This window comes from Pseudomonas sp. B21-056 (genome assembly GCF_026016325.1).
In the GTDB taxonomy this organism is placed as follows: Bacteria; Pseudomonadota; Gammaproteobacteria; order Pseudomonadales; family Pseudomonadaceae; genus Aquipseudomonas.
Genome location: NZ_CP087203.1, coordinates 5206787 through 5219072, shown reverse-complemented (window position 1 = coordinate 5219072; position 12286 = coordinate 5206787). Strand labels below are relative to the sequence as shown.

At 63.1% G+C, this 12286-nt stretch carries 9 protein-coding genes; 5 read left to right on the top strand and 4 right to left on the bottom strand.

Features of this window, described 5'->3' with window-relative positions:
* Positions 1-30 precede the first annotated feature (30 nt).
* A complete protein-coding gene (locus LOY67_RS22625; RefSeq protein ID WP_265064529.1) occupies positions 31-999 on the bottom strand; it encodes a LysR family transcriptional regulator in 969 nt (322 codons plus the stop codon).
* A 331-nt stretch (positions 1000-1330) separates the two neighbouring features.
* On the opposite strand from LOY67_RS22625, the gene LOY67_RS22620 reads away from it, so the two are divergent.
* The 4 genes from LOY67_RS22620 to LOY67_RS22605 are packed head-to-tail and all read left to right on the top strand — an operon-like array spanning position 1331 to position 6079.
* Positions 1331-2812, top strand: coding sequence for an efflux transporter outer membrane subunit (locus LOY67_RS22620; RefSeq protein ID WP_265064528.1), 1482 nt, complete (start codon positions 1331-1333; stop codon positions 2810-2812).
* A gap of 10 nt (positions 2813-2822) precedes the next feature.
* Positions 2823-5015 carry an FUSC family protein gene (locus tag LOY67_RS22615; protein ID WP_265064527.1) on the top strand — a complete coding sequence of 731 codons (2193 nt, stop codon included), beginning with the start codon at positions 2823-2825 and terminating at the stop codon, positions 5013-5015.
* Positions 5005-5205, top strand: a complete 201-nt coding sequence (locus tag LOY67_RS22610) for a DUF1656 domain-containing protein (protein WP_265064526.1) — start codon at positions 5005-5007, stop codon at positions 5203-5205. Before LOY67_RS22615 ends, LOY67_RS22610 begins: the two co-directional genes overlap by 11 nt.
* Before the next feature lie 10 nt (positions 5206-5215).
* Positions 5216-6079: an HlyD family secretion protein gene (locus LOY67_RS22605; protein ID WP_265064525.1), complete on the top strand. Its 864-nt coding sequence runs from the start codon at positions 5216-5218 to the stop codon at positions 6077-6079.
* 430 nt (positions 6080-6509) lie between these two features.
* On the opposite strand, the gene LOY67_RS22600 is transcribed toward LOY67_RS22605, so the two are convergent.
* Both LOY67_RS22600 and LOY67_RS22595 read right to left on the bottom strand, forming a co-directional pair.
* Entirely contained in the window at positions 6510-7334 is an 825-nt protein-coding gene (locus LOY67_RS22600; RefSeq protein ID WP_265064524.1) for an SDR family oxidoreductase, read from the bottom strand.
* Between the two features lie 36 nt (positions 7335-7370).
* On the bottom strand, positions 7371-7835 hold the full coding sequence (locus LOY67_RS22595; RefSeq protein ID WP_265064523.1) for a multidrug transporter: 465 nt from the start codon (positions 7833-7835) through the stop codon (positions 7371-7373).
* 167 nt (positions 7836-8002) lie between these two features.
* Between LOY67_RS22595 and LOY67_RS22590 the strand changes: the two genes are divergently transcribed.
* The gene (locus tag LOY67_RS22590; protein WP_265064522.1) at positions 8003-10705 is read left to right on the top strand and encodes an RHS repeat domain-containing protein; all 2703 of its coding nucleotides are present in this window, start codon (positions 8003-8005) and stop codon (positions 10703-10705) included.
* Positions 10706-10771: 66 nt separating this feature from the next.
* On the opposite strand, the gene LOY67_RS22585 is transcribed toward LOY67_RS22590, so the two are convergent.
* On the bottom strand, positions 10772-12223 hold the full coding sequence (locus LOY67_RS22585) for a mannose-1-phosphate guanylyltransferase/mannose-6-phosphate isomerase (RefSeq protein WP_265064521.1): 1452 nt from the start codon (positions 12221-12223) through the stop codon (positions 10772-10774).
* Positions 12224-12286 lie beyond the last annotated feature (63 nt).

The window sequence follows — 12286 nt, the reverse complement described above, 5'->3', positions numbered from 1 at the left end:
GACTCATTGCTCGATACGAGGCCGGCGATTTCAATTCGCGGCTCGCGCGCCCGTCAGACTTCCGCTCAACTCATACGCCGTCAGCTCCGCCTGGTGCGCTGTCAGGATTTCCGGCAGCGAACCTCGCAGGTACTCGACCCAGGTCTTGATCTTCGCATCCAGGTATTGGCGCGAAGGGTAGATGGCGTAGAGATTCAGTTCCTGGGAGCGGTAATTGGGCATTACCCGCACCAGCGTGCCGTTGCGCAGGCCTTCGATGGCCGCATAGACCGGCAATACCCCCACGCCCATGCCGCTGGTGATCGCGGTTTTCATGGCGTCGGCGGAGTTCACCAGGAACGGTGACTGGTTGATGGTGACCATTTCCTGGCCTTCCGGGCCGTCGAACACCCATTTCTCCAGCGGAATGACCGGGCTGACCAGGCGCAGGCAAGCGTGGTTGAGCAGCTCGACGGGCTTCTGTGGGCAACCGTTGGCCTTCACGTAGGCGGGTGAGGCGCAGACGATGCTGTAGGTGATGCCCAGGCGTTGGGAAACAAAACCCGAATCCGGCAATTCGCTGGCCAGCACGATGGAGACGTCATAGCCCTCATCCAGGATGTCCGGTACGCGGTTGGCCAGGGTCAGGTCGAAGGTCACGTCCGGATGGGTCTTGCGATAGCGGGCGATGGCGTCGATCACGAAATGCTGGCCGATGCCGGTCATGGTATGGACCTTCAACTGCCCGGCTGGTCGGGCATGGGCGTCGCTGGCCTCGGCTTCGGCTTCCTCGACATAGGCCAGGATCTGCTCGCAACGCAACAGATAGCGTTTGCCGGCTTCGGTCAGGGCAATACGGCGGGTGGTGCGGTTGAGCAGGCGGGTTTGCAGATGGGCTTCCAGATTGGAAACCGCACGCGAGACGTTGGCTGTAGTGGTATCGAGCTGCACGGCGGCGGCGGTGAAACTGCCGGCTTCGGCAACACAGCAGAACGCACGCATGTTTTGCAAGGTGTCCATGAAGGGCTCTCTTGGGCGATGGCAAATTGTGACACGAAGTTGCGGCGCTACGGGATCCAACTGACGGATTATCGCGTTTACGGTAACAAAGATTCGCAGAAAGATTGGCTTATCGCCGTTTGGATGGGTGCCTAGAATTGCCGCCAATGTAGGGGCGGCCTGTCTGGCACGGACCTCATGTGGGAGCGAGCCTGCTCGCGAAAGCGTTGGGTCAGTTGCCTGCGATAGGGCAGTTGCCACCGTCATCGCGAGCAGGCTCGCTCCCACAGGTTGTGTCATCGGCATGCACGCTCATCGCCTTTTATGCCCCTTTCCCAGGAATCTTGCGCCAGTGCCGCGTTGCATCAGCAGAGAGCTGAAGACTCTCAGTGTTTGGGCTTTATCGTTGACTCTCGGCGGGTGCATCGGGACGGGAGGAATCGCACCCCAGGGCGAGGCATTGTCAGCCAGTCAACTGAGCACCGATGACGCGATCCGCGAGGCCGTCCGCGATGCCCATTGGCCCACCCGCCAGTGGTGGAAAGCCTATGGCGACCCGCAACTGGACCGCTGGATCGACCTGGCCGTGCAGGACAGTCCGAGCCTGGCGATGGCCGCCGCCCGGGTACGGCAGGCCAGGGCCATGGCCGGTGTGGCCGAGGCCGCCGAGTCGCCGCAGGTCAATGGCCAGGCGACCCTCAAGCGCCATAACTGGCCCTCCGATCAGTTCTACGGCCCGGGCGAACTGGCCGACACCACCACCTGGGACAACAACGCCGGCCTGGGCCTGAGCTATGCCCTGGACCTGTGGGGGCGCGAGCGTAACGCCAGCGAGCGGGCGGTCGACCTGGCCCACGCCAGCGTCGCCGAGGCACGGCAGGCGCAGCTGGAGTTGCAGAACAACATCGTGCAGGCCTACGTCCGCTTTGCGCTGCACTACGCCCAGCGCGATATCGTCGCCGCGACCCTGCGCCAGCAGGAGCAGATTCTCGACCTGGCGCAAAAGCGCCTCGACGGCGGCATCGGCACGCATTTCGAAGTCAGCCAGGCCCAGGCACCGTTGCCTGAAACCCATCGTCAACTCGACGCCGTCGACGAAGCCATTGCCTTGAGCCGCAATCAACTGGCGGCACTGGCGAGCAAGGGACCGGGGGCGGGCGCGGGTCTGCAACGGCCGGCCCTGGTCCTTGGTGCACCGTTGAAGCTGCCGTCGGCGTTGCCCGCCGAGCTGCTGGGCCAGCGTCCGGATGTGGTTGCCGGTCGCTGGCAAGTGGCGGCCCAGGCACGGGGCATCGACGTCGCCAGGGCCGGTTTCTATCCCAATGTCGACCTGGTGGGTAGTCTGGGCTACATGGCCACGGGCGGCGGGGCGCTGGAGTTCCTGACGGGCAAGAAGCTGACCTACAGCGTCGGGCCGGCCGTCACCCTGCCGATCTTCGACGGCGGGCGCCTGCGTTCGCAGTTGGGCGAGGCGGCGGCCGGTTATGACGTCGCCGTGGCGCACTACAACCAGACGCTGGTGAACGCGCTCAAGAGCATTTCCGACCAGTTGATCCGTCGCGAGTCCATGGACAAGCAACAGGTCTTCGCCGCCGAGTCCGTGGCCGCTGCGCAACGCACCTACGACATTGCGTTGGTGGCGTTCCAGCGCGGGCTGACGGACTACCTCAACGTACTCAACGCCCAGAGCCTATTGTTCAAGCAGCAACAGGTGCAGCAGCAAGTGGAGGCTGCGCGCCTCAGTGCCCATGCCGGTCTGGTGACGGCGCTGGGCGGCGGACTGGAGGCCGGCAGTGATGTACCTGACACCACGACGCTGAGTCTCTCCCGGTGAGTGCCCATTCATGACCTCTTTGATGACCCCGGTACGCTGGCTCCACCGCCTCGAATGGCGCCGCGGTTTCTTCGACTGGGCCCGCAGCGATGGGGTGACCTGGGTCTACATCTTCAAGGTGTTGTTCGCCGCGTTCCTGACGTTGTGGCTGGCGATGCGCCTGGAGCTGCCGCAACCGCGCACCGCCATGATCACCGTGTTCATCGTCATGCAGCCCCAGAGTGGCCAGGTGTTCGCCAAGAGTTTCTACCGTTTTCTTGGCACGCTGGTCGGTTCGGCGGTGATGGTGGCGCTGATCGCGCTGTTCGCCCAGAACACCGAATGGTTCTTGGGCTGCCTGACCCTCTGGGTCGGTGTCTGCACGGCGGGCGCGGCGCGTTATCGCAACTTCCGGGCCTACGGTTTTGTGCTGGCCGGCTACACCGCGGCGATGATCGGCCTGCCGGCCCTGGCCCATCCGGAAGGGGCGTTCATGGCGGCGCTCTGGCGGGTGCTGGAGATTTCCCTGGGCATTCTCTGTGCCACCCTGGTCAGTGCCGCGATCCTGCCGCAAACCGCCAGCGCGGCCATGCGCAACGCCTTGTACCAGCGCTTTGGGGTGTTCGCGCTGTTCGTCACCGATGGTTTGCGCGGGCGCAGCCAGCGGGATGCATTCGAGGCCGCCAACGTGCGTTTCATTGCCGAGGCCGTGGGCCTGGAGAGCCTGCGCAGCGTGACGGTATTCGAAGACCCGCACATGCGTCGGCGCAATGGTCGGCTCAACCGTCTGAACAGTGAGTTCATGGGCATCACCACGCGCTTCAATGCCTTGCACCAGTTGCTCGAGCGCCTGCGAGCCAGTGCCGTCGATCATGGGGTGGACGCCATCAAACCCGGCCTGCAGAACCTCGCCGAATTGCTGGACGGCTTCAGCGGGCGGGCCTTGACCGACCTGGACGCGGCGCGTCTGGCCGAAGCCCTGGCCCGCTACAAGGCGGATTTGCCGGCACAGGTCCGCCAGTGGCGGGCGGTGTTCCAGGCAACAGACCCGAGCGACGCGCAGTGGCTGGATTTCCACACCGCCTGTGAATTGCTCTATCGCTTCGTCGATGATCTGCACGGTTACGCCTTGACCCATGCGTCCCTGGCCGAGCACCGTCACGAGCGCGAGCGTTGGGACGAGCCGTTCGTATCGCAGACCAATTGGCTGTCTGCCGCGGCTTCGGGGTTGCGCGCCGGCTTCATCCTGCTGGTGCTGGGCAGCTATTGGGTTGCCACGGCCTGGCCGAGCGGCGCGACCATGACGATGATCGCCGCCGCCACGGTGGGTTTGTCGGCGGCCACGCCGAACCCCAAGCACATGGCCTTCCAGATGGCTTGCGGGACGTTGCTCGGGGCGCTGGTAGGATTCGTCGAGATGTTCTTCATCTTTCCGCTGATCGACGGGTTCCCGTTGCTCTGCGTGATGTTGGCGCCGGTGATCATGTTTGGCTCGTTCCTCAGTTCCCGGCCGCAATACGCCGGGGTCGGGCTTGGGTTGCTGATCTTTTTCTGCACGGGCTCGGTGCCCGACAACCTGACGGTGTACAACCCCTACGCCTTTATCAACGATTACCTTGCGATGATCCTCGGCATGCTGGTGTGCGCGGCCGCCGGGGCGATCATCCTGCCGCCCAACAGCCGTTGGCTGTGGCGCCGCCTCGAACAGGATCTGCGCGAGCAAGTGGTGTTTGCCATCAGCGGCAGGCTCAAGGGGCTGGCGTCGGGCTTCGAGAGCCGCACCCGCGACCTGTTGCACCAGGCCTACGGGTTGGCGGCGGGACAACCCGAGGTGCAACGGGACCTGTTGCGCTGGATGTTCGTAGTGCTGGAGGTCGGTCACGGGATTATCGAGTTGCGCAAGGAGCAGGCGATCCTGCCGGTGCACCCGGCCTATGCCGAGAGCCAGCCGTGGCGCCAGGCCATCCGCCTGATGGGACGGGCGCTGGTGCGGCTGTTCCGCCAGCCGAGCCAGAGCAATCTGGAGCGTGCACTGGTGGCGGTGGACCAGGCCATCTGTCGCGTGCAGGCCACCGATGAACCGTTCGCCGCGCATTTCGACACCTCGGCCCTGCGCCGGGTGAAGAGCTACCTGCATTTCATCCGCACTTCGCTGTTGGACCCGCAATCGCCCATGGCGGCCTTCGCCGCTGCGCTGCCCCAGGACCGTCAACATGCCCCGTGAAATCGCCTTCCATGGCGTGTACATGCCCACCCTGACCTTGCTGTTTTTCCTCGCCGCGGCGCTGGCCTGGGCCCTGGATCGCTTCCTGTCGGGGCTGGACCTGTATCGCTTCTTCTGGCACCCGGCGCTGCTGCGCCTGAGTCTGTTTACCTGCCTGTTCGGCGCGCTGGCGCTGACGGTCTACCGTTGAGATCGATGCAATGAAAAAGTTTTTCAGCCTGCTTGCGACGCTGCTGGTGCTGGCCCTGGCGCTGTGGATCGGTCGTGCGCTGTGGGTGCACTACATGAATACCCCCTGGACTCGCGATGGCCGGGTACGCGCCGACATCATCAACGTCGCCGCCGATGTCAGTGGCGAGGTGGTGGACGTGCCGGTGCGTGACAATCAGCGGGTGAAACAGGGTGACCTGCTGATGCGCATCGACCCCGAGCATTACCGCATCGCGGTCAAGCAGGCGCAGTCCCTGGTGGCATCGCGCAAGGCCACCTGGGAGATGCGCAAGGTCAATGCGCACCGGCGCGCGGACCTGGACAGCCTGGTGATCTCCCGGGAAAACCGCGACGACGCCAGCAACATCGCCGATTCGGCGTTGGCCGATTACCAGCAGGCCCAGGCGCAACTGGAGGCGGCCGAATTGAACCTGTCGCGCACTGAAGTTCGCGCTGCCGTGGATGGCTACGTCACCAACCTCAACGTGCACCGCGGCGACTATGCGCGCATCGGCGAAGCGAAGATGGCGCTGGTCGATATGAATTCGTTCTGGGTCTATGGCTTCTTCGAGGAAACCAAGCTGCCCAAGGTGCGGATCGGTGACCCGGCACAGTTGCAGTTGATGAGCGGCGAGGTGCTCAAGGGCCATGTGGAAAGCATCTCCCGCGGGATCTACGACCGCGACAACCCGGTCAGCCGCGAGTTGATCGCCGACGTGAACCCGACCTTCAACTGGGTGCGCCTGGCCCAGCGGGTGCCGGTGCGGGTTCATCTCGACGAAGTGCCGGACGGCGTGCTGCTGGCGGCGGGGATGACCTGCACGGTGGTGGTCGAGCCCCAGGCCGGCAGTTGAGGCTGAGGACGCCATGAATCCCCTGTGGGAGCGAGCCCCACAATGTTTTGTGTCTGACCGAGAAACCTGTGTGCACCCCGAATCCCCTGTGGGGGCGAGCTTGCTCGCGAAAGCGGTGGGTCAGTCGATGAAGATGTTGACTGTGGCGACGCCATCGCGAGCAGGCTCGCTCCCACAATGTTCTGTGTCAGACCGAGAAACCTGTGTGCACCCCGAATCCCCTGTGGGAGCGAGCTTGCTCGCGAAAGCGGTGGGTCAGTCGATGAAGATGTTGACTGTGGCGACGCCATCGCGAGCAGGCTCGCTCCCACAATGTTCTGTGTCTGACCGAGAAACCTGTATGCACCCCGAATCCCCTGTGGGAGCGAGCCTGCTCGCGATGGCGGTGGATCAGTTGTAGATGATCCCCGTCGGGGCCATGCCATTTCGATCACAGCGACCCACCCAGCCCGAACCGTTTCATCAAGCCTTTTTCCAGTAACCCCTTGGGTAGTAATCCCGCCATCAACGGCAACGCCCGGCTGCCGTTGCCCAGGCGCAGCAGGCGTGGTGGCCTGGGTTGTTGCACGGCGTTGAGCAGCCCGGTGGCGAATTCGCTGGCTGGGGTGGGGTTGTCCTGGGAGGCCTTGGCCCGGGCGCGGATGCCGTCGCGCAGGGGCCACCAGGGCGATTGTTCGTGGATCAACTGTTCGGCTTCATGCCCGGCGTTTGTCGCAAAGCTCGAGGCAATGGCGCCGGGCTGCACCTCCATCACGCGGATGCCGAAGGGCGCCAGTTCCATGCGCAGCGCATCGCTCAAGGCATGCACGGCGGCCTTCGAGGCGCAGTACGCGCCGGCGAACGGTGTCACCAGCACACCGGAAACACTGCCGATATTCACCACCAGCCCCTTGGCCTGGCGCAGTACCGGGAACAACGCCCGGGTCACGCCGACGATGGCGAACACATTGGTTTCGAACTGCCGTTGCAGGGCCGGCACGCCACCGTCCAGCAGCGGACCCATGGCACCGTAACCGGCGTTATTGATCAGCACATCGAGACCGCCGTGCTGCTGGTTGATCCGTTCGCTCAATTGCGCCAGCGCCGGGCCATCGTTCACGTCCAATTGCACCGCGGTGAACCCGGCGGCGCTGAGTTGGGCGACGTCCTCGGCTTTGCGGGCACTGGCCCAGACCTGGAATCCGGCGGCCTTGAACGCATCGGCGAGGGCGCGGCCGATGCCGCTGGAACATCCGGTAATCAACGCAACGGGCATGGCGCGTTCCTTGTGCAGAAAAAGTAGAGACGGGGATCAGTCGGAAAAACTACCCTGCAATCGCTCGGCGCGAAACTCCAGGGACTGCGGGCGGTAGCCGGGTCGCAGGGACGGCAGGGGCAGGCAATCCTGCCAGTCCTTGCCCGCCTGCAAATGGCCGGGGCCCCGGTAGCGCGGTGCGCTGTAGGGCGTGTCGGCCAGGTTGATGGTATCGCCGGGGGCATAGGCCGCGATTCGCCAGCGCAGCTCAACCAACGGTACGTCGTTGCCGTTGTTCATGTTCAGCAACAGCGGGCGGTCGGCGGGGCAGCGTTCGGGGGCGTAGGTAATGCGCAGCTCCAGGCGTGCCAGTTGCCGGGTTTCACGGTTTTCCTGCCAGACCACCCAGGCGGCGACCAGCCCCAGGCCGACGAACGCTGCCAGGGACACCGGCAGTGCCTTGGCCGGATAGCGCAGCAGCAGGATCAGCCAGGTAATGACCAGCAAGACGCCGATAAGCATGTTCAAAACCTCCGTTACCGTCGCTCCATCCTACCGAAGGGGACGGGGCATGGATATGCTCCTGCATCCTGCTCCACCGGTCGTCACTGTTATCTCTGACAGTAGTCACCGCTGGCCACCCCTTGTTAGATGTCGGGCAGACCGCACCATGACAGGAGGCCCGAGGCATGAGCATGGATCACGGTACGCCGAGGCTGATTGCGGTTGATCCCAGGTTCCTGCCGGTCCGTTCGGTCGACTATTGCCGTGCGCTCGAACGGGAACCTGCGCAATCGCGGGTCAACCGCAGCCTTTTCGACCTGGCCGGACGCGAGGTCAAGCAGTGGGATCCACGATTGTGGGCCCTGCAACAGGACGATGCGGCGACGCCTGCCAGTCTCTCGACGGTGTATTCGCTGTCCGGTGTCGTGCTGCTTGCGATCAGCGTCGATGCGGGCCAGCAACTCGATCTGCCTGGGCTCGCCGGTGAAAGCTTGCGGGGCTGGGATGGGCGGGGTACGCAGCGCGACGTGATCTACGACGATTCGCTCCGTCCGGTGGCGGTGTTCGAACAAGGCAGCGGGCAACCGCGCGCCTGTGTCGAACGTATGAAGTATGGCGCTCCGGGCCAGGGCAACCACGATTTCAATCAATATGGGCAATTGATCCGTCACGATGACCCGGCGGGTACCTTGCTGCTGGAATCCTTTGCGCTGACAGGCCAAAGCCTTGTCCTGAACCGTCGTTTCAGCCTGGATGGGGCCATGCCGGACTGGCCGGCGTCGGAAGCCGATCGCGAATCCCTGCTCGAGCCTGGCGACGGCGCCTTGACGACGTGGCGCCTTGGTCCGCTGGGCGATGTGCTGGAGCAGATTGACGCCAGGGGTAATCGGCAGCGTCAGGCCCTGACCCGCGATGGCCGGCTGTCCCACAGCCAATTGCTGTTACAGGGCCAGAGCCAGTGGCAGTCGCTGGTGAGTGAGGTCGACTATAACGCCCAGGGCCAGATCGAACGGGAAATGGCCGGCAACGAGGTACAGACCACGCTGACTTACGCCCCTGAAGACGGATGGCTGATGGAGCGCCATGTCCGGCGTGCCGGTCAGTCGTTGCAACACCTGGTCTATGCCTACGACCCCATGGGCAACGTGTTGGGCATCGAGGACAAGGCCCTGTCGACGCGCTACTTCGCCAACCAGCGCATCGACCCGATCAGTCGTTTCCGTTATGACACCCTCTATCGACTGATCGAGGCCAGCGGATGGGAGGCGGGCGCTGCGAACCGAGGACCTGATTCCGTGGGGCGCGTCGACCCGGCCGCGCTCAGCAACTACCGGCAGACCTACCGCTATGATGCAAGCGGCAACCTGCTGGAGTTGACCCACGTCGGGGCGCAGAACCATGGCCGCCAGTTGCAAGCGGCTCGCTACAGCAATCGTTGCCTGCCGTACCGTAACGGCGTGCCGCCGACAGAAGAGGAGATCGCTGCGGCGTTCGATGCGCGGGGTAACTGCCTGGTGCTGGAGGGCGGCCGGACCCTGGCCTGGGACTTGCGCAACCAGTTGCGCTCGGTCACTCCGATCCAGCGTGAATCGGGGCTCAATGACAGCGAGGCCTATGTCTACGATGGCAGCGGCCTGCGCGTGCGCAAGCTTCGCACACTGCAAACCGCAACCCGGACCCTCGCCGCCGAGGTGCGTTATCTCCCGGGGCTGGAACTGCGCGCCGACAGCGGCACCGGGGAATCACTGCAGGTCATCACCGCCCAGGGCGGAGTCAACAGCGTTCGGGTACTGCACTGGGAAAGTACGCCGCCTTCAGGCACGAATGACCACTATCGGTATGGTTTTTCCGACCACTTGGGTTCGATCAGCCTTGAGCTTGACCACGACGGGCGGATCATCAGCCGGGAACACTTCTACCCCTTCGGCGAGACGGCGTTCCTGGCGGGGGAGGATGCGATCGAGGTGGGTTACAAGACTGTCCGATACTCGGGTAAGGAGCGGGATGCGACGGGGCTTTATGCCTATGGTTTCAGGTACTACGTACCGTGGTTGCAGCGTTGGCTGAATCCTGACCCGGCGGGGAGTGTGGATGGTCTGAATGTTTACGCGATGGTGGGAAATAATCCAGCCACGTTCCTGGATACCGACGGCCGTACGAGAGGGAGACTCGATGGCGTGGAACCTCCACCGGAGGAGAAGAAAGAAAACTCAGTAAGAGCTCGGGCCGCCATGTTCGGTGCAACCAGGACTTCGACTGAGCCCCCCGGGCGAACCAACACCCTTCCCCCGACTGAAAAGCCGCCGTCCGTATCGGTGCCCATGTTTGGTAGGCGCCTACCTGCGGATTTGAAACCGCTGGCCAGCGCAAGCGAGGGTTTTGCACAAGAGCAAAAAGAGGGGCAGGCGGGTGAGTTATCAACCGGCGACGTTTCGATCAGTTTCAAAAAGGCAACGATTGTCAGGAATCGGATGGAAGTAACGGTAGATCGGCTGACCGTGGTGTTCCACAGGAAATTCGAATTGGTCGAAGGGAAAAGGCTACCCCAATGGCCGACAGGGTATGAACTGCTTCCCAGTCAGGACTGGGCCAATGAAGAAGGGATCGAAGAGTACGAGAAATTTCACGTCCTGGAAGGCGCGGAACGTGAGAGGGCAGTGGCCTTGATCAAGGCGAAAGATCCAACGGCGCTCAAGGTCGGCTTGGGAACGCCTACCTTCGCCTACGACAGTGGTGCAAAAGTCATTACCCTGAAGGACGGTCATCATCGCTTCATCGCAGCAGCGAGACTGGGTCGGGCAATCGAATTGGACAGCTCTCTTGTACCGACTTCCAAGCTGAAGTGGCGAGATCTGAAGTTCAGTACCAAAAGGCCGCTGAAAGTCTGAAAAAAACCAACCCACTGCGGATAGGGGACGCAGTGGGTTGGTGGTGGAACCTCTTACCGCCGGTTGTTACTGCGCGATGGTTTTCACCGACACGCCGCGTTCGATCGGGGTGGAGCGACCGTAGATGTCTTCGAAGCGCTCGATGTCGTCTTCGCCCAGGTAGCTGCCGGACTGCACTTCGATGATTTCCAGCGGGATCTTGCCCGGGTTGCGCAGGCGGTGGACCGACGCGATCGGGATGTAGGTCGACTGGTTTTCGGTGAGCAGGAACACGTTCTCGTCGCAGGTCACTTCGGCGGTGCCGCTGACCACGATCCAGTGTTCGGCGCGGTGGTGGTGCATCTGCAAGGACAGGCACGCACCCGGCTTGACCGAGATGTGCTTGACCTGGAAGCGCCCGCCCATGTCCACCGAGTCGTAGGAGCCCCACGGACGATAGACTTCGCAGTGGTTCTGGGTTTCGGTGCGACCCTGGGCATTGAGGGTGTTGACCATCTTCTTGACGTCTTGGACCTTGTCCTTGTGGGCAATCATCATGGCGTCCTTGGTTTCGACCACCACGATGTTTTCCAGGCCGATCACCGACACCAGTTTGCCGTTGCCATGGATCATGCAGTTGCGGCTGTCCTGGACCACCACGTCGCCCTTGGTGACGTTGCCGTCGGCATCCTTGGGATTGACTTCCCACAGCGACGCCCAGCAACCGACATCGCTCCAGCCCGCCGACAGCGGCACCACACAGGCACGCTGGGTCTTTTCCATCACGGCGTAGTCGATGGAGTTATCCGGGCAGCAAGCGAAGGTGGCTTCGTCGAAGGTGATGGTGTCCGCGGTCTGCTCGCTGCGCTCCAGGGTCAGCAGGCAGGTGTCGTAGATGTCCGGATCGTGCTTTTTCAGCTCTTCGAGGAAACGGCTGGCGCGGAACAGGAACATGCCGCTGTTCCAGAAATAACCGCCGGCCTGGACGAACTCGGTGGCGCGCTTGACGTCGGGTTTCTCGACGAAGTGCGACACACGGCTCACGCCCTCAGGCAGCAGCGCATCGTTGGTCGACTTGATGTAGCCGTAGCCGGTTTCCGGTTTGGTGGCCGGTACGCCGAACAGCACCATCTCGCCACGCTCGGCGGCCACTGTGGCCAGGGCCAGGGCGCGTTGCAGGGCTTTCTGGTCTTCGATCACGTGGTCGGCCGGCAGCACCAGCATCAACTCGTCGCGACCTTCATTGACCAGCATCATCGCGGTCAGCGCCACGGCCGGCGCGGTGTTGCGGCCGAACGGTTCCATCAGGATGCGCTGGGCTTCGAGGTTGCGACTGTTCAACTGCTCGTTGACGATGAAACGGTGGTCTTTGTTGCAGACCACGATCGGTGTATCCATGCCTTCGAACACCAGGCGTTCGAGGGTCTGCTGGAACAGGGTGTGTTCGCCGGTCAGGGCCAGGAACTGCTTGGGGAATTGCTTGCGCGAAAGCGGCCAAAGACGTGAGCCGCTACCACCTGACAAGATCACCGGAATCATGTGTGTTACTCCTTTGAAGCGTAATGGTTATAGAGCTACTGCGTTCTGTCGTTTCACTCTTGT